The 25,747-nt window shown below is 44.1% G+C and carries 22 protein-coding genes and 1 tRNA gene; 10 read left to right on the plus strand and 13 right to left on the minus strand.

Features of this window, described 5'->3' with window-relative positions; genetic code table 11:
* Nucleotides 1–547 precede the first annotated feature (547 nt).
* From R7E00_RS21650 to R7E00_RS21680, 7 genes are all read right to left on the minus strand, one after another.
* Entirely contained in the window at nucleotides 548–1,801 is a 1,254-nt protein-coding gene (locus R7E00_RS21650; RefSeq protein WP_005381029.1) for an HD-GYP domain-containing protein, read from the minus strand.
* A gap of 130 nt (nucleotides 1,802–1,931) precedes the next feature.
* On the minus strand, nucleotides 1,932–2,930 hold the full coding sequence (locus R7E00_RS21655) for a LacI family DNA-binding transcriptional regulator (protein WP_033906218.1): 999 nt from the start codon (nucleotides 2,928–2,930) through the stop codon (nucleotides 1,932–1,934).
* A 105-nt stretch (nucleotides 2,931–3,035) separates the two neighbouring features.
* Entirely contained in the window at nucleotides 3,036–3,791 is a 756-nt protein-coding gene (gene chbG, locus R7E00_RS21660; protein ID WP_033906217.1) for a chitin disaccharide deacetylase, read from the minus strand.
* Between the two features lie 18 nt (nucleotides 3,792–3,809).
* Entirely contained in the window at nucleotides 3,810–5,132 is a 1,323-nt protein-coding gene (locus R7E00_RS21665; protein WP_033906216.1) for a 6-phospho-beta-glucosidase, read from the minus strand.
* Between the two features lie 12 nt (nucleotides 5,133–5,144).
* Nucleotides 5,145–5,456: a PTS lactose/cellobiose transporter subunit IIA gene (locus R7E00_RS21670; RefSeq protein ID WP_031777269.1), complete on the minus strand. Its 312-nt coding sequence runs from the start codon at nucleotides 5,454–5,456 to the stop codon at nucleotides 5,145–5,147.
* Nucleotides 5,457–5,507: 51 nt separating this feature from the next.
* Nucleotides 5,508–6,842, minus strand: a complete 1,335-nt coding sequence (locus R7E00_RS21675; RefSeq protein WP_005381064.1) for a PTS sugar transporter subunit IIC — start codon at nucleotides 6,840–6,842, stop codon at nucleotides 5,508–5,510.
* An 88-nt stretch (nucleotides 6,843–6,930) separates the two neighbouring features.
* Nucleotides 6,931–7,236 carry a PTS sugar transporter subunit IIB gene (locus tag R7E00_RS21680; protein ID WP_025767645.1) on the minus strand — a complete coding sequence of 102 codons (306 nt, stop codon included), beginning with the start codon at nucleotides 7,234–7,236 and terminating at the stop codon, nucleotides 6,931–6,933.
* Between the two features lie 247 nt (nucleotides 7,237–7,483).
* Between R7E00_RS21680 and R7E00_RS21685 the strand changes: the two genes are divergently transcribed.
* Nucleotides 7,484–8,767 carry a carbohydrate-binding protein gene (locus R7E00_RS21685; RefSeq protein ID WP_237306914.1) on the plus strand — a complete coding sequence of 428 codons (1,284 nt, stop codon included), beginning with the start codon at nucleotides 7,484–7,486 and terminating at the stop codon, nucleotides 8,765–8,767.
* 245 nt (nucleotides 8,768–9,012) lie between these two features.
* Here R7E00_RS21685 and R7E00_RS21690 read toward each other — a convergent pair.
* A tRNA-Leu gene (locus tag R7E00_RS21690) sits at nucleotides 9,013–9,097 on the minus strand.
* A gap of 190 nt (nucleotides 9,098–9,287) precedes the next feature.
* Nucleotides 9,288–9,953 carry an SDR family NAD(P)-dependent oxidoreductase gene (locus R7E00_RS21695; RefSeq protein ID WP_005381068.1) on the minus strand — a complete coding sequence of 222 codons (666 nt, stop codon included), beginning with the start codon at nucleotides 9,951–9,953 and terminating at the stop codon, nucleotides 9,288–9,290.
* A gap of 227 nt (nucleotides 9,954–10,180) precedes the next feature.
* Between R7E00_RS21695 and R7E00_RS21700 the strand changes: the two genes are divergently transcribed.
* Both R7E00_RS21700 and R7E00_RS21705 read left to right on the plus strand, forming a co-directional pair.
* Nucleotides 10,181–11,449, plus strand: a complete 1,269-nt coding sequence (locus R7E00_RS21700; RefSeq protein WP_005381069.1) for a DUF2254 domain-containing protein — start codon at nucleotides 10,181–10,183, stop codon at nucleotides 11,447–11,449.
* A gap of 184 nt (nucleotides 11,450–11,633) precedes the next feature.
* Entirely contained in the window at nucleotides 11,634–12,113 is a 480-nt protein-coding gene (locus tag R7E00_RS21705; protein WP_005381070.1) for an RDD family protein, read from the plus strand.
* 87 nt (nucleotides 12,114–12,200) lie between these two features.
* On the opposite strand, the gene lptG is transcribed toward R7E00_RS21705, so the two are convergent.
* Together lptG and lptF are read right to left on the minus strand one after the other, a co-directional pair.
* Nucleotides 12,201–13,271, minus strand: coding sequence for an LPS export ABC transporter permease LptG (gene lptG / locus R7E00_RS21710; protein ID WP_005381071.1), 1,071 nt, complete (start codon nucleotides 13,269–13,271; stop codon nucleotides 12,201–12,203).
* Between the two features lie 3 nt (nucleotides 13,272–13,274).
* Nucleotides 13,275–14,375 carry an LPS export ABC transporter permease LptF gene (gene lptF / locus R7E00_RS21715; protein WP_005381072.1) on the minus strand — a complete coding sequence of 367 codons (1,101 nt, stop codon included), beginning with the start codon at nucleotides 14,373–14,375 and terminating at the stop codon, nucleotides 13,275–13,277.
* A 200-nt stretch (nucleotides 14,376–14,575) separates the two neighbouring features.
* Between lptF and pepA the strand changes: the two genes are divergently transcribed.
* The 5 genes from pepA to R7E00_RS21740 all read left to right on the plus strand — a co-directional run bounded on the left by pepA (nucleotide 14,576) and on the right by R7E00_RS21740 (nucleotide 21,255).
* Nucleotides 14,576–16,084: a leucyl aminopeptidase gene (gene pepA, locus R7E00_RS21720; RefSeq protein WP_005381073.1), complete on the plus strand. Its 1,509-nt coding sequence runs from the start codon at nucleotides 14,576–14,578 to the stop codon at nucleotides 16,082–16,084.
* A 115-nt stretch (nucleotides 16,085–16,199) separates the two neighbouring features.
* Nucleotides 16,200–16,649, plus strand: a complete 450-nt coding sequence (locus R7E00_RS21725) for a DNA polymerase III subunit chi (RefSeq protein WP_031777270.1) — start codon at nucleotides 16,200–16,202, stop codon at nucleotides 16,647–16,649.
* Nucleotides 16,650–16,745: 96 nt separating this feature from the next.
* Nucleotides 16,746–19,604 (plus strand): valine--tRNA ligase, encoded by a 2,859-nt coding sequence (locus R7E00_RS21730; RefSeq protein WP_213904995.1) that lies wholly within the window; start codon nucleotides 16,746–16,748, stop codon nucleotides 19,602–19,604.
* Nucleotides 19,605–19,829: 225 nt separating this feature from the next.
* Entirely contained in the window at nucleotides 19,830–20,234 is a 405-nt protein-coding gene (locus R7E00_RS21735; protein WP_005381078.1) for a DUF2061 domain-containing protein, read from the plus strand.
* A 115-nt stretch (nucleotides 20,235–20,349) separates the two neighbouring features.
* Entirely contained in the window at nucleotides 20,350–21,255 is a 906-nt protein-coding gene (locus R7E00_RS21740; protein WP_136976377.1) for a bifunctional helix-turn-helix transcriptional regulator/GNAT family N-acetyltransferase, read from the plus strand.
* Nucleotides 21,256–21,274: 19 nt separating this feature from the next.
* On the opposite strand, the gene R7E00_RS21745 is transcribed toward R7E00_RS21740, so the two are convergent.
* Nucleotides 21,275–22,075 carry a glycosyl hydrolase 2 galactose-binding domain-containing protein gene (locus R7E00_RS21745; RefSeq protein WP_005381080.1) on the minus strand — a complete coding sequence of 267 codons (801 nt, stop codon included), beginning with the start codon at nucleotides 22,073–22,075 and terminating at the stop codon, nucleotides 21,275–21,277.
* A 154-nt stretch (nucleotides 22,076–22,229) separates the two neighbouring features.
* Nucleotides 22,230–22,643: a ribonuclease E inhibitor RraB gene (gene rraB / locus R7E00_RS21750; RefSeq protein WP_005381081.1), complete on the minus strand. Its 414-nt coding sequence runs from the start codon at nucleotides 22,641–22,643 to the stop codon at nucleotides 22,230–22,232.
* A 583-nt stretch (nucleotides 22,644–23,226) separates the two neighbouring features.
* Between rraB and arcA the strand changes: the two genes are divergently transcribed.
* Together arcA and R7E00_RS21760 are read left to right on the plus strand one after the other, a co-directional pair.
* Nucleotides 23,227–24,447, plus strand: coding sequence for an arginine deiminase (gene arcA / locus R7E00_RS21755; RefSeq protein WP_005381082.1), 1,221 nt, complete (start codon nucleotides 23,227–23,229; stop codon nucleotides 24,445–24,447).
* 156 nt (nucleotides 24,448–24,603) lie between these two features.
* On the plus strand, nucleotides 24,604–25,608 hold the full coding sequence (locus tag R7E00_RS21760) for an ornithine carbamoyltransferase (RefSeq protein WP_136976376.1): 1,005 nt from the start codon (nucleotides 24,604–24,606) through the stop codon (nucleotides 25,606–25,608).
* Nucleotides 25,609–25,747 lie beyond the last annotated feature (139 nt).

A 25,747-nucleotide genomic window follows, 5' to 3' on the forward strand; every position in this document is an offset into this window, starting at 1 on the left:
AACTCTTCAATTTAAGATTTTGTTCGGCTCAATGAATACTGAACATTACATAAAGTAATGTTTGAATTGACTGTGCTCTTATTGGTTTTTACTTTTGAAAAAGTAAAACAAAACAGCTCAAGGCTGCTTCCCAATTCAAATGGTCACTTCGTTTCATTGAAACCTAATTTGATACCGAGGTATCTAATTGGATTATCATCAACGAGTGCCCACACAGATTGATAGGTCTATATTGTTAAAGAGCTTGCTTTGCGAGAAGTTTTTCTCTCAAAGCGGAGGTGCATTCTAGCGATTTAGTTGTTAGTGTCAAACACTTTTTTAAACTAATTTTTTGTAGAAGCTTTTTACCTCTTCGACCCTGCTAAAGCCTTGTGGCGTCTGCCGTGTCGATGGATGCGCATTATAGGGAGAAGATTTTCTTTGGCAATACTAAAAATGCATTTTTTCTAAAAAAACATGCCAAATGGATACTTTCCATCCAACCCTAAAATTACCCAGAAATAACACTCAGGATTTATACAATTTACCCACAAAAAGCTGTGGATAACTACTCATCACTATCAAAGAAATAAGAAATACGCGAACGCGGATTTAGATACTCTTTTACTTTATCCGGTAATTTTGACGGATGAATCGCGTTAACTATCTTTATATCTTTTGAGGCAAGATCAATGATTGGCGCTTGCGTCCTTGGTACTGATGGATCGTAAACCAAGACATTCGGGAATAATAAATGCGATGCATTCACTGAGATAACCAGGCCGACCATATTATTAGAAAGCTGAACTACGGTACCCGGAGGAAACACGCCCATAAACTTAATTAGGATGTTCAGGTTCTCTTCTTTATATAGGTGTTTACAGTTCTTATATAAATGAGAGAGTGCGGTATAAGGAATCTTTTGATCTGAGACTATCGGTGTATGACACAAGTTATCAAACGCATTGGCTACAGCAATAATTTGAGCAAACTCGTTGATCTCATCTCCTTTCAGGCCTTTAGGATAACCAGACCCATCTCTTAGCTCATGGTGCTGCGCGATCACAATTCTCGCGACTTCGGGAAAAGCCTCGATTTGACTCGCAAGATCGACGCCATATTTAGTGTGCAACTTTAAGTAGTTGGTTTCTGGCTCTGTTAGAGGTAGTTGCTTTCTTAATATTGCAGTCGGGATTTTTATTTTCCCGATATCATGGAATAGTGCGGAGAAGGAAAGCTCTTTCAACTGTGCTGCTGAGTACCCTTTAGCACGGCCAATCATCATCGAGATAACAGCCACGTTCAATGAGTGGAAATAAATATCTTCAAACTCATTTTTTCCGTTCATCAGATGTAACGTAACATTATCATCGCACATTAACTTCTCGACGATATCTTCAATAAGAAGCTTTGCTTCATCAACTGCTGCTGTCGGACGGTTACGGATTTTAGTCATGACTGAACGCATACGTGCCAGAGAGCGCTCAAACTCTTTTTCACACTGAATCACGCGTCGACGGTATGCACTTAACTTTTCTATGCGGTTCTGTTTTTCTTGCCACATTTTTTGAGTTTCATGATCTAACGACGCTTCATTTGTTACTCTGTCAGCTTGTCTTTGATCAACAGGGAGTGGAACGGCATCGCTTTGCTCTGGATTAAAGTAAACGAACTTTACGCCGAGGTGGCGGATCATCTCGACTTGCTCTTGGTCTTTAATCTTAAAGCTATTGAGTAGAAAGGGGTGATCGTTCCACTTTAGCGGAAGACGGATATGTAATCCGGGTTGAATACGATCGACCGTTAGTTTAATGGCTGCCACTTATTCACTACTGATTTATATTTCTTAAGAGAGTTAGAATACTAGTAAATTTTGTGAATAAATTCATCAGTAACTAGCAAAACATCAAACCGTTATTTCTAAGCGACTCACTTAATTAGATAGAAGTAAGCTACTTTAAGGAGCGATCTGCTTTGCGTATTTTAAGCTTGGCCTCGAACACTGGCTTGTCTATTACTTCTTGCTCTTTGACTAGCCCCATTAACGTTTGTACCGCTACACGGGCCATGTCACTGATAGGAAAGTGCACTGCTGATACTGTAGGGTAAAGACTTTCACAAAGATCAACACTGTCAAAGCTAGTTAATGAGATTTGCTCTGGTACAGAAATACTGTGCTCGTGTAAGTACTGCATTGCGCCAACCGTCATTTCTTCACTGCACGAAAAGACAGCCGTCACATCAGGGTGTCGTTGTAAAATTGCAGCCATTGCATCATAACCACTTTGCCGACCATAATTCCCTTCTTCACACCAGCTTTCATCAATATCTATACCAGCATCCTTCATTGCATCAATATACCCAAGCTTTCTCAATACACTGTTATGACGTTGGGATGGACCGGTAATACAAGCAATCTTTCGATGACCACCAGCTAAAAGGTGCTCAACGGCAATACGGCTTGCATGATGATGGTTAAAGGTAACACAACGCTCTTCTATTCCTTCCACGTAGCGATCCAGGAGAACGAAAGGTGTTGGTTGTTTAGCTAATTCACGTAAGTCATCATCTGACAAATAACGACTATGAAGTACATAGCCGTCACAACGTAAATCATTAAAACGCTGAATTGCCTCTTTTTCACCTTGTGCAGAATGATGGCCTTGAGCTGTAATCAAAAACTTCTTATGAATATCCAGCTCGGTTTGAACCTGCTCCATCATCTCGCCAAAGAAGCCCCCCGTATAGTAAGTCACCAATAACCCAACCATATTACTGGATGAGGTTGCGAGTGAACGAGCAATTGCACTGGGACGATAATTCAGTTGCGCCATAGCTTGCTCTACTTTTTTTCGAGTTTCTTCGCGAAACTTCCCCTCCCCATTAATGATTCGAGAAACGGTAGAGCGATTTACACCGGCGAGTTCGGCGACATCTTTAATCCTTGCCATAATGCTATTGGGTCCAACTGCAATTGTTATTAAATATCCGTTTGTGTAGAACGGCTGCCAGCAATTCGTAAGGTGCTTATAGGGGGCGAAGCTGGCAGCCTTTAATCATACACCGACCATTTGATTGGTAGAAACGAGCTCAGAGTAATCCGTGACAGCTATACCATGATGAGCTAACTGTTCTTTTAAAATGGGAGAGGTAAGAACTTGTAACTCTAGCTCTCGCTGAAGCGCATAGCCACTCTTTAAGATAAGCGCCTGATCGGCCTCTGCCGGGTGGCACATCACCTCAACCAAGTCATAGTCAGCTTTTAAGCTCAATAAATGTGTCATTAAACCATCCAAGCTCACTTTTTGGTCATAAAACTCATCAGTAAAGATATACCTGATTGTCATCGATTCTTGACACAAGCCAGTGCCCCGCAGTGGCACTCGGTATTCATTCGCTACTTCTTTAATAACGGGCAAAATTTGAGGGTGAGTATGCGCGTGATGATGGCTATCTAAGTGGCTTAGCTCTAACCCAAGCGATAAAAAATGTTCCACCTGAGCTTTTGCTTCATCATAAACGACCTGAGTTTCGAAGTCCTGCTTACTCCAAAGTTCGTCATAGTTGATAAAGTGCGATCGGCCGTTGGTCAAGTTAGGATGCTTCGTTATAGGCACACCTGCTGTAAACCTAAGATGAACGCCAGTTTTCAAGTCTGGATTATGGCGAGCTAGTTCTAAGGCATGTTGCTCAGCATCCATACCCACCATCATGGTGGTTGAATGAACCACACCTTGCTGATGAGCTTTAACGATGCCGCTATTTACACCTCTCGTTAAACCAAAATCATCAGCATTAAAAATGACTTTCATCGGCGCCCTTCCTTAGTTTTACAACGTCGTTAGTTTAAATTGAGGTAAATACGGAGCGTTCACCGCCAGAATATCATCCAGGATTGACTTGGCGCGGCCAATGTCAGGCACCAATGGGTTATTGGTTAATGCCATAAGCGCCTTGTTATAATTACCTTCGACAGCAGCTTCTATTGTTAGCTGCTCATACGCTTTAACTTGATGGAGTAATCCTTTGATATTGTTTGACAACTCGCCAACCGCAAGAGGTTTCGCCCCCCAGCTACCAATCACGGCACTACATTCAATCACAGCATCGTCAGGTAGGCCGTTGATCGCTCCATTATTTAAAACGTTAACAACATGAATACTATTACGATTGTTATAAATTGAATCAACTAGGTTCAGTGATGCATCAGAATAATAAGCACCACCCCGCTCCTCTAACTCTTTCGGCTTATGATCGAGGGTAGGATCTTGATAGAGCTTAAATAGCGCATTTTCTGTTTCCATTACCTGCTCAGCACGAGTGCCTTTTTCATCGGCACTTTGTTTCTCTTCAGCAAGCATGGCATCAGTTTGATAGAAGTAGCGATGATAAGGACATGGTATCGCCCCCAGTGCTTTTAGAAATGCCGGATCCCACGGTTCTTCCCAGATATTCTTCATACTGAAGTTGGCACCATCACCGACTTTCTCTAATACCGTTTGAGTAATATCTTCCCCATTGAGCCATGCTTTGTGTACCCACACGAGATGGTTTAACCCAGCAAACTCAAGTTGCAGCTCTTTTGGCTCGCACTCCATCATTTCTGCAATCATCATTTCCATTGAAACGGGCACATTGCATAAACCAATACTCTTTACTTTGGTGTACTTACTGACCGCTTCGGAAACTAAACCCGCTGGGTTGGTGAAATTGAGCATCCATGCGTTTGGAGCCAACTCTTCAATGTCTTTACAGATATCAAGAATGACCGGAATGGTTCGCAGTGCTTTAGCAAAACCACCAGGGCCCGTTGTTTCTTGGCCGATGACGTCGTACTTGATTGGGATTCGCTCATCGTTAGCGCGTGCAGCAAGGCCACCAACACGAAACTGCGTCATCACAAAATCCGCATCTTTTATCGCAGCACGGCGATCGAAACCGGCTTTTATCTCAATTTTTGCTCCGGCTTTATCGACCATTCGCTGAGCCAATCCTTTGATGATCTCAAGCTTCTCAGCTCCTGACTCAATGTCCACAAAATGGATTTTCTTAACGGGTAAATATTCTAAGCGCTTAATAACCCCTTCAACCAATTCCGGGGTATAGCTACTACCACCGCCAATAATGGCAAGCTTGATCGCCTCTCTAGACATTTTCATCCCCCTTTATTTGTTCGAGATTTTTTTGTTCAGTGCGACGATTTCTACAGCCATCTCTTGAGCCAAAATCGTAGTCATTAGGTGATCTTGAGCATGCACCATCACTAACGTCATCGGGACTTTCCCTTCTCCCTGATCTTCTTCAATAAGCTGAGTCTGTATTAAGTGGGCTTTATTAATGCACTCTCTTGCTTGAGAGAGCTTCTCATCAGCCGCTTCAAAATCTTGTTCTCGAGATAAACGCAATGCCTCGTAGCTTAAACTTCTGGCTTCACCAGCATTGCAAATGATCTCCATTACAACCAATTCTTGTTCCATCATTTTCTCTCCGAAAATCGGGCCGCGGTAATTGCGGCCCATTAAGCACAGTTAAGCAGTAACGCCTTCGCCTGACGGCTGCGTATCACCTTTAGTTTCCTTCGTCGTTGGTAGTTCTTGCTCCAACATTTGCTTCTCAAACATTTTGAAGAATGGGAAGTAGATGATTAGATCAAGAATTAATAAACCAATGACGAGCAATACTGGCGCAAAGGTCCAACCGCTACCCCACGAAGCACCTATCAGTGCCGGTGTTGTCCAAGGTGTTGTAGCGACCCCCATACCCACAAAGCCGACATGCACAGCAAAATACGCAATCGTAGCGTTGATGACTGGAGCGAAGACGAACGGGATAAACAAGGTCGGGTTCATCACAACTGGGCTACCGAAGATCACTGGTTCGTTGATTTGGAAAAAGCCAGGCACCGCACTCATTCGACCAATGCTCTTAAGGTGAACAGAACGGCTAAACGACATCAGCATAACAAGAGCAAGTGTTGCACCAGAGCCGCCAATAAAGATGTAAAAATCCCAGAACGGTTGAGTAAATACGTTTGGAATCGGTTCACCTGCAACAAAGGCTTCAATGTTGGCACCAATGTTGGTCAAAAAGATTGGAGAAAGCAGTCCAACAACAATTGCAGCACCATGAATACCCGCAAACCAAAGTAGCTGGCAAAGCAATAAAGCGCCAATAATGGCAGGCAATGAGTTAGACGCACTGATTAGCGGTTTAAAGATAGCCATAACAGCATCTGGAATCAGCATGTCGTACTGGGTTTGTACGAAAAGGCTAAGTGGATATAAGGTAATGAATATCGCTAAGACTGGTAGCAATACTTCAAATGATCGCGCAATCGCCGGTGGCACCTGCTCTGGCATGCGAATCGTAATATTGTGCTTTTTCATAAAACGGTAGAGCTCCACCGAGAAAAATGCACACATCACTGCGGTGAAGATCCCGGTTCCGCCCATGTGAGACATAGACAACGCGCCATCTTTAGCTGGGGCCGCAATGAGTAAAAAAGACATTAGTGACAATACAGCACTCGTGATCCCATCCATCTTGTAAGCCTTCGCTAAACTATAAGCAACGCCCAGCGAAACAAAAATGGTCATGATCCCCATCGACATGTTGTAGGGCATCATTATGGTATCAAAATGTGTAGTGGCGAAATCGAGCCAAATTCGACCAAAAGTAAAGGTTGTATCTTCGGCAAATGGGGGGAATGCAAAAATCAAAATGAAACTACCAACAATAATAAACGGCATTGCGACAATAAAACCGTCTCTCATTGCGCGAACATGGGGCTGATTCCCCACTTTAGCTGCTATAGGGGCTATATGCTTTTCGACTGCGCCTATAATTGCGTCATAAAGCTTCATAGAATCCATCCTTATTTTAGGCAAAAGAATCCCGCATCAAATATTTATATTTGATGTACAGTTATCTTTTTTAATTTAAAACTATGGTTTAGTTAATTAATTCTAATGCTTGCTCTAGTACTTCCTCTCCCTTCATCATTCCATAATGCTGAGGAGAAATCGCGTCAATGTTTTTACCATGCTCTTGCGCCGTTTTTCTTAGCTCTTCTAGCTGAAAACGTACTTGAGGCCCGAGAAGACAAACATCGTACTCTTTAATTGCATCTTCAAATGCATTCACTGACATCGCATCAATTTTGCATTCAATTCCTTTATTTTCAGCAGCTTGCTCCATTTTCTTAACAAGCATACTGGTGGACATCCCTGCGCTACAGCATAAAAGGATCTTTTTCATAGCCTTACTCCCGTTGTGTAAATTTCAACCTGCAAAAACTGTAGCAAAAATAACCAAGACAAAAAAGCGCAACCGGTTGCATTATTCGTGAACACAATCCCAATTTAGAAAATACCACCTATTTTTTTGTAATTATTTAGGTCTAGGATAAAAGTCATAAAATAATTTAAGACATCACATTAAGTTTCAAATTATCAATATTTTACTACTGACAACGTCGTTATTAATTTCTTAAAAGGAATAGAGAATGAAATTTAATAAATTGGCTATTGCAACGCTTGTAAGTGCCGCACTATCACAACACTCATTTGCTCAAACCGACTCTAAAGGCACAATTTATCTAACGTTTGATGATGGACCAATCAATGCATCTATTGACGTTATTCAAGTACTTAACCAGGAAGATATCAAAGCGACGTTTTACTTTAATGCTTGGCATTTAGATGGAATTGGTGATGAGAATGAAGACCGTTCCCTAGAAGCCTTAAAGCTCGCATTAGACACTGGTCATATTGTTGCGAACCACAGTTACGATCACATGGTGCACAACTGCGTGGATGAGTTTGGACCGAACAGTGCTGCGGAGTGTAATGCGACCGGGGACCACCAGCTTAACTCGTATCAAGACCCTGTTTACGATGCCTCAATGTTTACGGAAAACTTATCTGTGTTAGCAAAGTATTTGCCGAACATTACAAGCTACCCGAACTACAAGGCAACAGAGTTTGCTAGACTGCCCTACACCAACGGTTGGCGCGTGACGAAAGACTTCAAAGCAGATGGGTTATGTGCCACGTCTGATGACCTGAAACCTTGGGAACCAGGATATGTATGCGATACATCCAACCCATCCAACAGTGTAAAAGCAGCTATCGAGGTTCAAAGTATCCTAGCGAATAACGGCTATCAAACTCACGGTTGGGATGTGGACTGGGCACCCGAAAATTGGGGCATTGAAATGCCAGCAAACAGCCTTACAGAAGCAGAAGCATTTCTTGGATATGTGGATTCCGCGTTAAACACTTGTGCACCAACAACGATTAACCCGATCAACTCCAAAGCTCAAGAGTTCCCATGTGGTACACCTTTACACGCCGATAAAGTTATCGTATTAACTCACGAGTTCCTATTTGAAGATGGTAAGCGTGGCATGGGTGCAACGCAAAACCTACCTAAGCTCGCTAAGTTTATACAGTTAGCAAAACAAGCGGGTTATGACTTCGACACAATGGATAACTACACACCGAACTGGCAAGTTGGTCATAACTACGACGCTGGCGATTACGTCTTACACCTAGGTACTGTATACCAGGCTGTAACAAACCATACTGCGCAACAAGATTGGGCACCGTCTCCAACCTCTAGCCTTTGGACAAATGCAGACCCAGCCACTAACTGGACTCAGAATGTTTCCTATAAACAAGGTGATGTGGTGACTTATCAAGGTTTGCGTTATCTAGTTGATGTACCGCACGTGTCCCAAGCAGACTGGACTCCGAACACTCAAAATACCTTGTTCACAGCTCTATAGGCTGTTCCTACTATCACCATGTAGTAGTTTGCGCGAGGCATACCCCTCGCGCTTTTTTGTTTTGAAGATCAAGATACAACAAAGCCCCGACTTTCATCGAGGCTCTGTCTTAAAATATGGTACCTGCGAGTGACTTGACTGGCAGGCACTCCTGACTCCACCGCGAAGGCAACGCTAACTTTCTTTTGATATTTACGAACACCTAAAACGACGAAAGGCCGCTATAAAAGCGACCTTTCTATGTATGGTACCGGTGGGCGGACTTGAACCGCCACGCCCGAAGGCAACGGATTTTGAATCCGTCGTGTATACCAATTTCACCACACCGGCATCTTTGGGCTATTGCCCTTTGATGGTTGGCATTATACGTAAGCTTTTGACCTGCGCAAGCAGAAATACCTTAAATAACTATCGTTTGCTGATAATTTCGCCACAAAGTGTGACAAAGCTGTACTCATAAGAAACGTACGCTCCATTTTCTACTACTCTTCCAGATGAAAATGAGTATACGAAACTCTTTTTAAGTTCTATTCACTGTAATATCAGAAACATAACCATTCCCAATGCTCGACAACGCATTATGGAGCATCTCTGCGGTATCTTCTGCTTGCATGAAGTGACTCGTGTCCATCGTATTGCCGCTTGTTTTCCAGAATTCCGTATCCATTCCACCAGGATAAACCGCGATAATTTTCATAGGTTTTCCTTTTAGCTCCAAACGAACCGACTCAATTAATCCTTTGATGGCCCATTTCACTGCACAATACGTAGACTCTTGCGCTTTAGGTTGTTGCGCGGCTGTGGACATGATCATGACCACTTTTATTGGATGATCTTTGTAACGCTTTACTAACTCTCTTAACACATGAATCGCAGAATTCAGGTTGTTATCAATCAACTTTTGAATCTCTTCCGGCTCCTGCTCTTCCAGTAAGCCAAAATAACCACTTCCCGCACTATGAATGACCATTTCAGGGGACTGTTTCACCCCATCAAAGAGCTGTTTCACATTTTGGTGCGATGAGAGGTTGCAAGCTTGATAACCAACGTTATGAGAGAGTTGTTTTGCTAGTGCGGATAGTTTTTCTGTATTTCTTCCTATTACATACGTCTCTTTGCCTTCCGCATCATAACGCTTTGCTAGTTCCGCCCCTAAACCGCTACTTGCACCTGTAATTACAATCATGCGCTACCTCTTTTCAACCACATACTTTTAATTCATCTATCAATTAAGGTAACAGAATCGTGGTAATTCACACCTCAAGAGCACCATTCTTTGAAGCAAGCAGCTTTCTTACTTTCGTGATGCATGAAATATCAAGCAGAACGACGGGCATTTAACCTATGCTTAAGCAAGAATAACTTTCTGAATTTTCTATCGACTTTCTAGTGAGAACTGAATAGGAGCAAAGAATGACTGGGTCAAAATGGCAGTGGTTACTGAAACAGATGACGCGAAAACTGTGGGTCCGGACGTCACTCTACGCATTACTTGCTGTTGCTACCGCCTTAATGTCGATTGTTTTAAACCAGTTCATTACTCTGCCCCCTGCCATCAACGTCAGCAAGGATTTGTTGAACAACATATTAAATATCCTCGCAACCTCCATGCTTGCAGTGACTACATTCTCTCTCAATATTATGGTCTCAGCGTACAGTGCCGCTAGTGCAGGGGTAACGCCGCGAGCGACAAAACTGTTGATGGAAGACAGCACAACACAAAATGCCTTAGCAACCTTTCTTGGCTCTTTTCTATTTAGTTTGGTAGGAATTATCGCGCTAGGTATTGGGGCCTATCATCAACAAGCACAAATTTATCTGTTCATCGTAACTATCGCCGTAATCGTGATGATCATACTCACTCTGCTACGTTGGATTCAGCACCTTTCCGTACTAGGAAGGGTCAGTGAAACCACTTCATACGTGGAGCAAGCCTTGTTAGATGCGATAAGAAAACGGGGCAAAGAGCGTTGGCTAGGTGCTCACCCGTGGAGCCACCCAGAACATAAACCCAGAGGAAGTAAACCTATTTTGAGCCAAGAAATTGGCTACTTACAGCATGTTGATATGCATCATCTCGATAGTATTGCTGAAGCAAACCAATGCACCATCTACCTTGAGCGACAACCGGGAAGTTTTGTGTACGTAGGTCAACCATTGGCTTGTGTTTGTGGAGAATTGCCAGACGAAAGCGAAGTAACGGCAGCCTTCACGATTCGAACAGAGCGTTCATATGATCAGGACCCTCGCTTTGGTTTAGTCGTTATGGCGGAAATCGCCTCACGAGCACTATCTCCGGCTGTAAATGATAATGGCACCGCAATTGACGTTCTTGGGCGTTCTGTACGAGCACTTTCATTATGGGGAGACCTACTCAGTGAGCCGCCTACCAAAACTCGATATCCTAGACTATTTGTGCCCGCATTGAGCTGCCAGGATTTGTTTGATGATGTCTTTTTGCCGATAGCACACGATGGTGCAGCGCAACTCCAAATACAGATTCGCCTACAAAAGGCCTTGCTAGCTCTCTCTAGTATGCACCCTAAGTTATTTTTGTCACCAGCAATCAAGCTGTCAGAAAAAGCTTTAGAGCTTTCATTAAGCCAACATTATACCGAAGATGAGAAACACCAACTCTCTCAGCTATCTAATCTGGTCACAGACCAAAGAGCCAATGGTTAAGAGAATCGAATTCAGTTGAAACATATTGCTGCACGGCCTCGTGTATCATGACATGTGCTGATAACGTAGGGCAGAAAAGTCACTTAGTTTATACACAATTAAAGACTCTGTGCGTTAGGTCTCTTTTCTCTTGGTGAGGGAATCTATATTCTGACGCACAATTTTTAAGGTAAGTGATGGAATAATGACAACGTCTACAACTCTTCCACCTGCTGGTCTGTTTCGTCGACTTGCAGCGTTGATTTACGACACATTGATTATTATCGCAATTGAAATGATGGCCGCAGGTATTGTTATGGCCGTTGTGTTTGCACTAAATGCAGCAGGATTGTTGAGCTATGGCGAGTACGCTGATGCCGCAGATATGCTCGGAAAGCACCCTGTATTGAGCCCTCTATTTACACTTTACCTTGCGGGTGTGTGGATATATTTCTTTGTGTTCTTCTGGACGCGAGCAGGACAAACTCTTGGGATGCGCGCTTGGAAGCTTCGAGTTCGCAATGCCAAAGACGGAGCACCAATTACGGTAACTCAAGCTCTGATTCGTATTTCGACATCTGGCTTTGGCTTGGCAAATTTGACTGTACCGATTGATCCGAAGAAACGTGGTTTCCACGACATTTGGGCCAAAACAGAGGTTGTTGTATTACCTAAGGCAAATTAACTTGTCTAGGAACACAAAAAAGGAAGGCGTAATGCCTTCCTTTTACATTTGGTTCGGTAAAACTTGGTTTATTCGATGATGCTTCAGTTATAGCTTTCTTCGTAGCAGTGCAATCGCAATAGCTAAGAACACCAAACTCGGGGCCAAAGCACCAAACACTGGGGATATGCCATACACCAAGCTTAATGGACCAAAGAACTCACTGGATATGTAAAAAGTAAACCCGGCAACCACGCCCGACAATACCCTTGCCCCCATGGTCACGCTTCTGAGTGGACCGAAAACAAAAGATAGCGCCATTAACATCATCACAGCAATTGAAAGCGGCTGAGTCAACTTACGCCAAAACGCCAACTCATAGCGAGATGCATCTTGTTCCGATGCTTTCAGGTAAGTCACATAATCATACAAACCGCTCAGTGACAATTCTTCTGGCTTCACGGTCACCACAGCTAGCTTATCTGGTGCCAAAGAGGTGTGCCACTCCATCTGTTCGATGTCTTGCTTTGAAATTACGTTTTCATTTTCCATGTCCGTAATTTGTACGTAGCGCATCAGCCAGTTGTTATCTTGTTGGTAGTCGACTTCTTCGGCGAAAATAACTTTTTGTAGATTCTTATCATCATCAAAACGCCACATATTTAAAGCATAAAGCTTGTCGTCTTCGACTTTACCGATAAAGATAAAGTCGTTTGCGTCACGAGCCCACACACCTGAGCGCACAGACACAATGCTACCACCTGATATCGCAAACGCACGTAAGTCACGGGCCATCTTCTGGGCCTCAGGAGCGCCCCATTGGCCTAACGCCATAACGACAATCATGAGTGGGACGGCCGTTTTTAGTACCGATAACCCGATATCCAGCTTAGAGAAACCAGCAGCTTGCATCACCACCAGCTCAGAGCTTGAAGCCAACATACCTAAGCCGATCAGGGCACCGAGTAATGCCGCCATTGGAAAGAACATTTCGATATCACGCGGCACACTGAGTAACACAAAGTACAACGCATGAGTGAGGTCGTACACACCTCGCCCTACTTTACGTAGCTGTTCTACATATTTGATGATGCCCGATAAGCCAACAAACGTCGCTAAAACCAAGGCAGTGGTAGAGATGATGGTTCTACCGATGTAAAGGTCTAAGATTTTGAACACAGCTTACGCGAGCCTCTTCTTGCGGAATTTGTCTTTTATTCGTCTAGCAGCAACGCTGTCCATCATATTCGCCATGATAGCAACAATCAGCAACATCGCATTGATTGGCCACATACCAATAGCAGCCGGGATGTCACCATCTTCTAATGCAGATTTGGTTGCACTGATCGCCAAGAAATACGCTAGATAGATCAGAATCGCAGGCCCCATTTTGGCAAACCGTCCCTGACGCGGATTCACCGCAGACAAAGGAATAACGAGCATTGTTAAGAGTGGAATACACACAAATAACGAAATTCGCCATTGTAGCTCCGCTTGCGCCTCTGGATCTGGGTGACCTATCAAGTCAACCGTTGGGTATGCTTCCCAGTCTCGCCCTTTCTTTTTGACCTCACGTTGGCCGATAACACCTTCGTATTCATCGAATTTCGTGATCATATATTCAACGCGAGTAGGCACACCTTCATAACGCGTACCTTCTTTCATAGTGATGATCTGACGACCGTCCGAAAGCTCTTTTACTTCACCAGAAGATGAGAACATCACACTCGGTAACACTGAATCTCGAGGGCGCATCTGCGCAACAAAAACGTTGCTCAAGGTATTGTCTTTAATGTCATCGATGAACACAACCGATGAACCGTCTGGTGTACCTTGGAACTGACCTTTTTTAAGTAGGTCAACGCTGTTTTCTGACGCTACCTGCTCATAAAGCTGCTCAACGCGGTCTTGAGACCACGGCGATAGCCACAACGCATTGAAAGCCGCCACCGCTGAAGTAATCAACGCTAGGTATAAGGCCGCTTGAACCAAGAATTTATTACCAATACCTGTCGCGTTCATTACGACAATTTCGCTCTCTGCATACAGACGACCAAATGTGATCAATATGCCGATATACAGACTTAAAGGCAGCATTAACAGACCCATTGCTGGCATGTTCAAACCAACAATCGAGAAAATCAATCCAGCAGGAATATCCCCATCAGAAGCATCAGCAAGAACACTTATGAATTTCTGGCTTACAAACACCAAAAAAAGTACGAAAAAAATCGCAAATTGGCTCTTGAGTGTTTCGCGGATCAAATATCTAACAATAATCACGCTGAAATTACCTATACAAAACTTGTTTTTTTGGTCGAATCACTATAGTTTCCCGTTGAACCATTTATTTTTTTAAAAATTATAAACTAGATGTTAGTCGCTTAATCAGCTCTGCATGTAAGCCTGGAGCTAAAATTCAACAAGTAAGCGATCATTATCTAACATTTAGAGCAATTTGTCTTCAGGATGTAGGAGTACGCATGGAGTTCAGTGTAAAAAGTGGCAGTCCAGAGAAACAACGTAGCGCATGTATCGTTGTTGGTGTGTTTGAACCACGTCGCCTTTCTCCAGTAGCCGAACAACTTGATAAAATCAGTGACGGTTACATCAGTTCACTACTTCGCCGTGGTGATCTAGAGGGTAAACCTGGTCAGATGCTGCTACTGCATCAAGTACCAGGTGTTTTGTCAGAGCGCGTTTTACTTGTCGGTTGCGGCAAAGAGCGTGAACTTGGCGAGCGCCAGTACAAGGAAATCATTCAAAAGACGATCAGCACACTTAACGAGACAGGCTCAATGGAAGCGGTATGTTTCCTAACTGAACTGCATGTTAAGGGTCGTGATACATACTGGAAAGTGCGCCAGGCTGTAGAAGCGACTAAAGATGGTCTATACACATTTAATCAATTCAAGAGCGTGAAACCTGAGACTCGCCGCCCACTGCGCAAGCTTGTTTTCAACGTACCAACGCGTCGTGAATTGAACTTGGGTGAAAAAGCAATCACTCATGGTCTTGCTATCGCATCAGGTGTCAAAGCCTCAAAAGACCTTGGCAACATGCCGCCAAACGTAGCTAATCCAGCTTACCTTGCTTCTCAAGCTCGTCGTCTAGCGGACGACTACGAAACCGTAACCACCAAAATTATTGGTGAGCAAGAGATGGAAAAACTGGGTATGACCTCTTACCTAGCAGTAGGCCGTGGTTCTAAAAACGAATCTATGATGTCTATCATCGAGTACAAAGGTAACCCTGACTCAGATGCAAAACCGATTGTGCTCGTAGGTAAAGGTCTAACCTTCGACTCAGGCGGTATCTCTCTAAAGCCGGGCGAAGGTATGGATGAGATGAAGTACGACATGTGTGGTGCGGCATCGGTATTCGGTACAATGAAAGCGCTGGCGAAGCTAAACCTACCAATCAACGTTATTGGTGTTCTAGCGGGTTGTGAAAACATGCCTGGCAGCAACGCTTACCGTCCAGGTGACATCCTAACGACCATGTCTGGTCAAACTGTAGAAGTTCTGAACACGGATGCTGAAGGCCGTCTTGTTCTTTGTGACGCACTGACTTACGTAGAGCGTTTCGAACCAGACTGCGTGGTTGACGTTGCAACGCTAACTGGTGCTTGTGTTATCGCACTAGGCCACCATATCAGCGGCGTAATCTCTAACCACAACCCTCTTTCTCATGAGCTAGTAAACGCTTCTGAGCAAGCGAGTGACCGTGCATGGCGTCTACCAATGGCAGACGAGTACCACGAACAGTTGAAAAGCCCGTTTGCGGATATGGCAAACATTGGTGGTCGCCCTGGTGGCACAATTACTGCGGGTTGCTTCTTATCTAAGTTCGCGAAGAAGTACAACTGGGCACACGTCGATATCGCAGGTACCGCGTGGAAATCAGGCGCAGCGAAAGGCTCAACGGGCCGTCCTGTCTCAATGCTTGTCCAATTCCTTTTGAACCGCAGCGGCCAAGAGACAGAAGAGTAATTTCTGAACAACATCTAAAAGGGCCGCAAGGCCCTTTTTTATTATCCTAATTTTCTAAAATGAAAGTGGGACTTAAGATGGTCTTAGGAAGAGACCCAAGGCAAGTGAGAGAATGATGCAAACTGCAACCTTCTACATCATTAACGAAGAGAGCCCGCAAGCAACGGTGGCTGGCTTTGAAGAATACATCGTGTTTTTGGCTCAGCACTTTGCTCGCCAAGGCGCTAAAGTGTATTTAAACTGCCAAGACAAACCACACGCCGAGCAGCTCGCTGAAGCCTTTTGGCAAGTTGATGCAGACAAGTTCATGGCACATAACCTCGTAGGCGAGGGACCGAAATACGCCACCAACATTGAAATCGGCCATGAAGGTGTAAAACCTAATTGGAACCGTCAGCTGGTAATTAATTTGGCGGAAAATGAGACAACCTTTGCGAACAAGTTTGCTCAAGTGGTAGACTTCGTGCCCTGCGAAGAAAAAGCTAAACAACTCGCAAGAGAAAGATATAAAATTTACCGTCAAGCAGGTTACCAGCTGCAAACGATCGAAATTCAATATCCTTAACGGTCAATCCTTATAGTTAAGGCGATCTTGTTAAGATCCCTCACTTATAAAGATTGACTAAGATTCAACCATCAACGTATCCATTAAAAGAGCGCTATGGAAAAGACATACAACCCAACTTCAATCGAACAAGCTCTGTATCAGACTTGGGAAGAGAAAGGCTACTTTAAGCCACACGGTGACACTACTAAAGAATCATACAGCATCATGATCCCGCCACCGAACGTCACTGGTAGCCTACACATGGGCCACGCGTTCCAAGATACGATCATGGATACGCTTATCCGTTGTGAACGTATGAAGGGTAAAAACACCCTTTGGCAAGTAGGTACTGACCACGCTGGTATCGCAACTCAGATGGTTGTTGAGCGTAAGATCGCTGCAGAAGAAGGCAAAACAAAACACGATTACGGTCGTGAAGCTTTCATCGACAAAATCTGGGAATGGAAAGGCGAATCTGGCGGCACTATCACTAAGCAGCTTCGTCGTCTTGGCGCATCTGTAGACTGGGATCGTGAACGCTTCACGATGGACGATGGTCTATCTAACGCCGTTCAAGAAGTGTTCGTACGTCTATACGAAGACGATCTAATCTACCGCGGTAAGCGTCTAGTTAACTGGGATCCAAAGCTACACACCGCGATTTCAGATCTAGAAGTAGAGAACAAAGACACTAAAGGCAACATGTGGCACTTCCGCTACCCACTAGCAGATGGCGCAAAAACAGCGGATGGCAAAGACTACATCGTTGTTGCAACGACTCGTCCAGAGACCGTGCTAGGCGATACAGGTGTTGCAGTTAACCCAGAAGATCCACGTTACAAAGATCTTATCGGTAAAGAAATCATCCTTCCTATCGTTGATCGTCGCATCCCAATCGTGGGCGATGAGCACGCAGATATGGAAAAAGGTACTGGCTGTGTGAAAATCACACCTGCGCACGACTTCAACGACTACGAAGTAGGTAAGCGCCACCAGCTACCAATGATCAACATTCTGACTTTCGACGCGAACATCCGCGACTCAGCAGAAGTATTCAACACTAACGGCGAAGCAAGCGAAGCTTACAGCACTGAACTACCAGCTAAATACCACGGTATGGAGCGTTTTGCCGCTCGTAAAGCTATCGTTGCTGAATTCGACGAGCTAGGTCTACTTGAAGAAGTGAAAGATCACGATCTACAAGTTCCTTACGGCGACCGTGGTGGCGTGGTTATCGAACCAATGCTAACTGACCAATGGTACGTGCGTACTGCGCCTCTAGCGAAAACTGCAGTTGAAGCAGTAGAAAACGGCGACATCCAATTCGTTCCTAAGCAATACGAAAACATGTACTTCTCTTGGATGCGTGACGTTCAAGACTGGTGTATCTCTCGTCAGCTATGGTGGGGTCACCGCATCCCAGCTTGGTACGACAACCAAGGTAATGTTTACGTAGGTCGCACTGAAGAAGAAGTTCGTAAGAACAACAACCTAGGGTCAGTCATTGAACTGCACCAAGACGAAGACGTACTGGATACATGGTTCTCTTCTGCACTATGGACGTTCGGTACTCAAGGTTGGCCAGAGCAAACTGACGATCTGAAAGTATTCCACCCTTCAGACGTACTAGTAACTGGTTTCGACATTATCTTCTTCTGGGTTGCGCGCATGATCATGATGACCATGCACTTCGTGAAAGACGAAAACGGCAAACCACAAGTACCATTTAAGACAGTTTACGTTACTGGTCTAATCCGTGACGAAAACGGCGACAAGATGTCTAAGTCGAAAGGTAACGTACTTGACCCAATCGACATGATCGATGGTATCGACCTAGAGTCTCTAGTAGAGAAGCGTTGTGGCAACATGATGCAGCCTCAGCTAGCGAAGAAGATCGAGAAGAACACTCGTAAGACGTTTGAAAACGGTATCGAAGCATACGGTACAGACGCACTACGTTTCACTCTTGCAGCAATGGCATCAACAGGTCGCGATATCAACTGGGATATGAAGCGTCTTGAGGGTTACCGTAACTTCTGTAACAAACTATGGAACGCAAGCCGTTACGTAATGATGAACACAGAAGAGCAAGATTGTGGCTTCAACGGTGGTGAGATTGAATACTCACTAGCAGACAAGTGGATCGAGTCTCAGTTTGAACTTGCAGCGAAAGCGTTCAACAACCATATCGACAACTTCCGTCTAGATATGGCGTCTAACACGCTTTACGAATTCATCTGGAACCAATTCTGTGACTGGTACCTAGAGCTAACTAAACCAGTTCTATGGAAAGGTACTGAAGCGCAACAGCGTGGTACTCGCCGTACACTAATCACGGTTCTTGAGAAGACTCTACGTCTAGCTCACCCAGTGATTCCTTACATCACTGAAACTATCTGGCAAAGCATCAAGCCACTAGTTGAAGGTGTAGAAGGCGAGACAATCATGCTTCAAGCACTGCCTCAATTCGACGAAGCAAACTTCAACCAAGAAGCGCTAGACGATATTGAATGGGTGAAAGCGTTCATTACCAGCATCCGTAACCTACGTGCTGAATACGACATCAACCCAGGTAAGCCACTTGACGTTATGCTGAAAGCTGCAAACGCAGAAGACGCAGCGCGTCTAGAAGCAAACAAACAAGTACTGATGTCTCTAGCGAAACTAGAATCTGTACGCGTACTTGCTGCTGACGAAGAAACGCCAGCGTGTGCAACAGCATTGGTTGCTAAGTCTGAGCTGATGATCCCAATGGCGGGTCTGATCGACAAAGACGCTGAGCTTGCTCGTCTAGATGGCGAAATCAAGAAAACTCACGGCGAAATCAAGCGTATCGAAGGCAAACTAGGTAACGAAGGCTTCGTAGCGAAAGCTCCTGAAGCAGTTGTTGCTAAAGAGCGTGAGAAACTTGAAGGCTACAAAGAGACGCTAGCTAAGCTAGAAGAGCAGAAGACAACGATCGCTGCACTTTAATCGCTAAAGGCTAGAGTAAAAGAATCAAAGGGTTGGTGTGAAAGCATCAACCCTTTTTGCATTTATCACTCGGAAAGCTTTCAAAGATATTCGCTCTTCTCTCCTACTTCCACTCCTATTTAATAGTTTTTACCTATCAAACTAATCTTAACTGCCCATTAGATTTAATGATAATAATTCTCAATAATAGACCTATCGAAACAACACAACGATTGAGTAATTATCATGAAAAAGACACTAACCTTTGCAGCACTCCATTTTACTATCGCGTTTAGTGTCGCTTACGTGCTTACTGGCGACATTCTAATTGGTAGTTTAATTGCCATGATTGAGCCTTCAGTGAACACCGTAGCCTTCTACTTTCATGAAAAGGCATGGGCAAAAGTCCCAGCACTTAAAGCTCGTCAGTGGATGACCAAATTAAAAACCGCAAGCTTTGCGACCGTGCACTTCAGCGTCGCTTTTACCGTGGTTTACTTACTAACAGGTGATGCATTTGTCGGCGGCGTAATGGCGATGCTAGAGCCGAGTTTGAACACGGTGGCTTACTACTTCCACGAGAAAGTATGGATGCGTAAATCATCAGAAAAAGCTCCAGCACCGCAGTTTTGTTTACATCACCACGCTTAAACATGGAGGCTCACTACGTCTCCTAACAAGAAAAATGACATTTACCATTGACAAGGTTGCGTACCGCACTTAATTTAATTGCGGTGCGCAACTTTATTTTTAGAGGTAAGTGATAATGAACGCTCGTCAACTTCGACACTACTCCCGTCAAGCCGTCCGATTGCTTGGTATGCTTGATAAACAATGCGGCGATGTCGCTCTCACTCCAGTGCAAGCACACGCATTGGGTGAAATCCAATTGCAGCCATTGACCATCAATCAGCTGGCACAGCAGCTTAATGTCGACAAGTCCAACGCGAGCCGAACCGTTACTGGTTTGATTAAATTAGGTTTGGTCGAGAGCATCGAAAACCCAAAAGACAAACGTAGTCAACTCGTAGCGATTACAGAGCAAGGCCAACAGGCGTTATCACAACTGGACCAACAGCAAAACCACTTCTTTGAACAACTGCTTACCCAACTCGATGACAGCGAGCAAGAGCAACTCAAACTTGGTCTAGAGACTTACCTAAAAGGGCTAACAAAAGTGTGTCAGTCTGAGGAATACGTTCTTCGACCTCTTACTAAAGCAGACAACCCGCAAGTCGCAGATGTGATTCGTAAAGTCTCTGCAGAATACGGCTTAACCGCAGACAAAGGTTATGGTGTGGCCGATCCAACGCTTGATGATATGTATTCGGTTTACAATCAATGCGGGGCCGCCTATTGGGTCATTGAACATCGCGGAGAGATCGTTGGTGGCGGTGGCTTTGCCCCTTTAGCTGGCGAGCCAAATGTGTGTGAACTACAAAAGATGTACTTCTTACCTCAAACACGAGGGCACGGTTTAGCCAAACGCATCGTCGCATTGAGCTTACAATTGGCGAAACAATTTGGGTATCAGCAGTGCTATTTAGAGACAACTGAATGTCTGAGAGAAGCGGTAAGCTTGTATGAAAAGCTAGGCTTTGAGCATCTCGATGCCCCGCTTGGACAAACAGGGCATGATGCATGTGAAGTCGTAATGCTTAAAACACTGTAATAAAGAGCATTACTAAGAGTTAAAGCACAACATGGGTAACACAAAGCTCCTGGCTCAAGGCAACAGTGAAGTTTTGGTGCTGCCCATCCAACTCAACAGACAACTGGTAGAGATCACTTGGATCAGGATCAGTAAGATCGGCATACTTTGGCGCTTCGATCTGGAATAAAGCGCTCGCATGCTCCGCTCGGACATCAATAGGAATATGGTAAGTCATACCATTAAACTTAACCGATGCAGAGACCAGGCCCGGCGAAAAAGTTTGATAGTACAAGTCTACTTTAAACTCACAACCACCACCGTGGTGCCAAATCTGTTCGGTAGCCACGCGGTCTAAACGCACATTGCGAATGAACTGCAGATACGGTTCTTGCCATACCCCTAAGCGCTCATCACTTTTTTTATATTCATGATCGGACAGAGAGCACAGCTCAGGTTTATCTTCATCAAACAGAAGATCCTCTTCTTCCTCTAAGAACAAGATTTCAAAGCGGTTACGCCCCATTTGCATGAACGGACGAATGTCTTTCTTGTAGACATTTTGAGAACCGTCACAGTCGAACAATGCTACTCCGTTCAAACGCACTTCTGCATGGTAATCCACACCACCCAACACCATTTCTACCGCTGGGAATGCCATCATGGATTCGTCCACTTCAATGTCATGCATCAGGTGCCACTCTTGCTGACGAATTGCTTCTTCTGTCATTTCAGCTGGCAATACCTGACTCAAAGGAGCAGGGAAAGTAATGTCATCCTGTGGGATAGAAAGGTCCGTCAGTGGAGAGACTTGCCATAAACCGGCGAGTGAGAGTTGCATATACACCTTGAGCTAGATCAATTTTCACGCATTATAGGGAGAAATCCCCTATAAACTCAATGTGAATTATTTATCGCCTCCACATTCGTCAGTTTTTCAAGGTATAAAAAAACCAGCGTTAAACGCTGGTTTTTCCAAAAGTAGTGAGCTTTGATTACTCGTCGTCTTCATCTTCTTCAGGGTAAAGCGCATCTTCGCCTTCGTAGTACGTACCCCAACCGTCATAGATGATGTCGTATTTTTCTGCCAAGTGAATCAATTTTTCAACTTGCGCATCAATCGCTTCTGCGTCAAGTGCGGACTCCATAGTCGCATCACAGCAAAGCAACTTGTTACCATCTTCATCTTCAGTTTCTTCTGCTTCAAGAACTTCAAAGCCCATCTTGAATGCTTCAACTACCGCTTTTTCTAGCGTGTCAAAATCTTCTGCAAACAGGTGGTGCTCAATTTCGTATAGCGAATCTGGATCGCTGCCATCTTCTAGCAATGCTGCAATGATATCGCGAGTCTCTTCCTTTTGAATCTCAATTAATTCTTCTACTGATAGATATTCATCTTCGTGAGACATGTTTTGGCTCCAGATTAGTTACTTGATGGAAACACAATACCCGATACTGAGTATGCTGATCCGGTGAAATATGGCATGGATTGCGATGAAAAGCCACAAACAAACATCATACCACTGCGATTCTTATCGGTTATTTGAATCTAAATATTAAACCGACCACACAAAGAAACAAAAAATTAACAAAGAATGGCATTTTTTAATATTCAGAACATCCTAATTGACACTTAATGTGGTTATTTTCTCTTTCTATGCGTGTTTATGATGCTTTCTTGAATACACTCACGTGTAAAACGAAGAAGCATAACGAATAAATTCACTTCAATAATGCATAATTTAGAATAAAAATGCACATTTTATGCACTGTGCATGTATTCTTTCTCAACGGGAAAATTAGAATAAAAACGCACGCACTCTAATTTTAGTAAAATAGCATTTACATCTAATAATAAATTTAATAAAAATAAAAATAAAAATAAAAAACTCTCAAATTCATAAACACCAGAATATAAACAAAGCTTGATGACTTGCATCTTTCTAGGAAGCTTGTCATAACTAATGGCTGGAAAATTTGTAAGGATACAAAATGAGCAAGCTGTACGTTGGATCAGAAGTTGGTCAACTTCGACGAGTTCTATTAAATCGCCCTGAACGCGCCCTAACCCACTTAACTCCGTCAAACTGTCATGAGTTGCTATTTGATGACGTTCTTGCTGTAGAAGCGGCAGGTGAAGAGCACGATGCATTCGCACGTACGCTGCGCGAGCAAGACGTTGAAGTGCTTCTCCTCCACGATTTACTGGTCGAAACCCTCGCCGTTCCAGAAGCAAAACAATGGCTGCTGAACACTCAGATTTCTGACTTTCGCTACGGGCCAACATTTGCGCGAGACCTACGCCAATACTTTTCAGAAATGGATGATGAACATCTTGCCTGCATCTTTTTAGGTGGCTTAGCTTACTCAGAGCTACCGATCTCCTCATCTTCTATGCTGCCAAAAATGAAGCGTCCTCTCGACTTTGTTATTGAGCCACTGCCTAATCACCTATTCACTCGTGATACCTCGTGTTGGGTTTATGGCGGCGTTTCTCTTAACCCGATGATGATGCCTGCACGTCAACGTGAAACAAACCACCTACGTGCGATTTATCGTTGGCACCCAATTTTTGCTGGCCAAGATTTTATCAAATACTTCGGTGACGATGATCTGCATTATGATAACGCGAATGTCGAAGGCGGTGATGTGTTGGTTATTGGTAAAGGTGCAGTTCTTATCGGTATGTCTGAGCGTACGACTGCGCAAGGTGTAGAGAACCTTGCAGCGAGCCTATTTAAAGCAGGCCAAGCTACCGAGGTGATTGCAATTGATCTGCCTAAACACCGCTCATGTATGCATTTAGACACTGTGATGACCCATATGGATGTAGATACTTTCTCTGTCTACCCAGAGATCATGCGCAAAGATCTCGACACATGGCGCTTAACACCAAAAGGCAACGGTGAAATGCATGTTGAAGCCTCACATAACTATCTGCACGCGATTGAGTCCGCTCTTGGCTTAGATCAGCTGAAAATCATCACCACTGGTGGCGATAGCTATGAAGCGGAACGCGAACAATGGAATGACGCCAATAACGTTCTAACTGTAAAACCGGGCGTAGTAATTGGTTACGAACGCAACGTATACACCAACGAAAAATACGATAAAGCTGGCATCAAAGTACTGACAGTACCTGGTAACGAGCTTGGTCGTGGTCGCGGTGGCGCTCGCTGTATGAGCTGTCCAATAGAACGAGACGATATATAACTTACTCGTCCCTTTACATTAGGTGAATCAAAACTAAGGTTGATGTGAATACATCAACCTTTTTTAGCTTTAATTAAAAATAATTATTCACAATAAAAGCATTTATATGTTTTAATAAATTCTATTAATCTAATCACATGTACTAAGGGACGAGCTATGGCTTTCAATTTACGTAACCGCAACTTTTTGAAGCTATTGGACTTCTCAACCAAAGAAATCCAGTTTTTGCTCGAACTGTCTGCAGAGCTGAAAAAAGCTAAATATGCAGGAACAGAGCAGAAGAAACTTCAAGGTAAAAACATCGCACTAATCTTTGAGAAATCTTCGACTCGTACCCGATGTGCGTTTGAAGTCGCTGCCTTTGACCAAGGTGCTCAAGTCTCTTACATCGGCCCTTCTGGCTCGCAGATCGGTCATAAGGAATCGATGAAAGACACCGCTCGTGTTCTTGGTCGTATGTACGACGGGATTGAATACCGAGGCTTTGGCCAATCCATTGTTGAAGAGCTTGGTACTTATGCTGGTGTTCCAGTTTGGAATGGTTTAACGGATGAGTTCCACCCGACCCAGATCCTTGCTGACTTCCTGACCATGCAAGAGCACGGCCGTGGTAAACAGCTACATGAAGTAACCTTCGCTTACCTAGGTGATGCGCGCAACAATATGGGTAACTCACTTATGGTGGGCGCAGCGAAAATGGGCATGGATATTCGCCTTGTCGCGCCAAAAGCGTTCTGGCCTGAAGAGGAGCTCGTGGCAACTTGTCAAACTATCGCGCAACAAACCGGTGCAAAAATCACGTTAACAGAAAGCGTTGAGGAAGGTGTGAAAGGTTGTGACTTCCTATACACCGACGTTTGGGTGTCTATGGGTGAGTCTGCCGAGGCATGGGATGAGCGTGTAGCGTTAATGACGCCTTATCAAATCAATATGGACGTGATTGAGCAAACGGGTAATCCACATGTGAAATTCATGCACTGCCTTCCAGCTTTCCACAATGATGAAACCACCGTCGGCAAAGAAGTCGCTGAAAAATACGGTATGAAAGGCCTTGAAGTAACAGAAGAGGTATTTGAATCGGAATACTCCATCGTATTCGACGAAGCTGAAAACCGTATGCATACCATCAAAGCCGTGATGGTTGCGACGCTAGGAAGCTAAACCAGTGCGCAAAAACAGCCGATAAAAACCATGATGTAATCGCTTGCGCTCACGAAAGTTAAGCGTATAATGCTCGGCAATTTGTCTGAGGATTAAGAAATGACCACGCTGATTGCTGACGTAAAAACGCGATTTGCTC

Source organism: Vibrio sp. Vb1755 (assembly GCF_033338635.1).
Classification (GTDB): domain Bacteria; phylum Pseudomonadota; class Gammaproteobacteria; order Enterobacterales; family Vibrionaceae; genus Vibrio; species Vibrio alginolyticus.

Bases quoted from the DNA above. Each gene is read 5' to 3' on its own strand.
- R7E00_RS21655 (WP_033906218.1), bottom strand. From the start codon at position 2,930: ATGGCAAGGATTAAAGATGTCGCCGAACTCGCCGGTGTAAATCGCTCT.
- chbG (WP_033906217.1), bottom strand. From the start codon at position 3,791: ATGAAAGTCATTTTTAATGCTGATGATTTTGGTTTAACGAGAGGTGTA.
- R7E00_RS21665 (WP_033906216.1), bottom strand. From the start codon at position 5,132: ATGTCTAGAGAGGCGATCAAGCTTGCCATTATTGGCGGTGGTAGTAGC.
- R7E00_RS21670 (WP_031777269.1), bottom strand. From the start codon at position 5,456: ATGGAACAAGAATTGGTTGTAATGGAGATCATTTGCAATGCTGGTGAA.
- R7E00_RS21675 (WP_005381064.1), bottom strand. From the start codon at position 6,842: ATGAAGCTTTATGACGCAATTATAGGCGCAGTCGAAAAGCATATAGCC.
- R7E00_RS21680 (WP_025767645.1), bottom strand. From the start codon at position 7,236: ATGAAAAAGATCCTTTTATGCTGTAGCGCAGGGATGTCCACCAGTATG.
- R7E00_RS21685 (WP_237306914.1), top strand. From the start codon at position 7,484: ATGAAATTTAATAAATTGGCTATTGCAACGCTTGTAAGTGCCGCACTA.
- R7E00_RS21695 (WP_005381068.1), bottom strand. From the start codon at position 9,953: ATGATTGTAATTACAGGTGCAAGTAGCGGTTTAGGGGCGGAACTAGCA.
- R7E00_RS21700 (WP_005381069.1), top strand. From the start codon at position 10,181: ATGACTGGGTCAAAATGGCAGTGGTTACTGAAACAGATGACGCGAAAA.
- R7E00_RS21705 (WP_005381070.1), top strand. From the start codon at position 11,634: ATGACAACGTCTACAACTCTTCCACCTGCTGGTCTGTTTCGTCGACTT.
- pepA (WP_005381073.1), top strand. From the start codon at position 14,576: ATGGAGTTCAGTGTAAAAAGTGGCAGTCCAGAGAAACAACGTAGCGCA.
- R7E00_RS21725 (WP_031777270.1), top strand. From the start codon at position 16,200: ATGCAAACTGCAACCTTCTACATCATTAACGAAGAGAGCCCGCAAGCA.
- R7E00_RS21730 (WP_213904995.1), top strand. From the start codon at position 16,746: ATGGAAAAGACATACAACCCAACTTCAATCGAACAAGCTCTGTATCAG.
- R7E00_RS21735 (WP_005381078.1), top strand. From the start codon at position 19,830: ATGAAAAAGACACTAACCTTTGCAGCACTCCATTTTACTATCGCGTTT.
- R7E00_RS21740 (WP_136976377.1), top strand. From the start codon at position 20,350: ATGAACGCTCGTCAACTTCGACACTACTCCCGTCAAGCCGTCCGATTG.
- R7E00_RS21745 (WP_005381080.1), bottom strand. From the start codon at position 22,075: ATGCAACTCTCACTCGCCGGTTTATGGCAAGTCTCTCCACTGACGGAC.
- rraB (WP_005381081.1), bottom strand. From the start codon at position 22,643: ATGTCTCACGAAGATGAATATCTATCAGTAGAAGAATTAATTGAGATT.
- arcA (WP_005381082.1), top strand. From the start codon at position 23,227: ATGAGCAAGCTGTACGTTGGATCAGAAGTTGGTCAACTTCGACGAGTT.
- R7E00_RS21760 (WP_136976376.1), top strand. From the start codon at position 24,604: ATGGCTTTCAATTTACGTAACCGCAACTTTTTGAAGCTATTGGACTTC.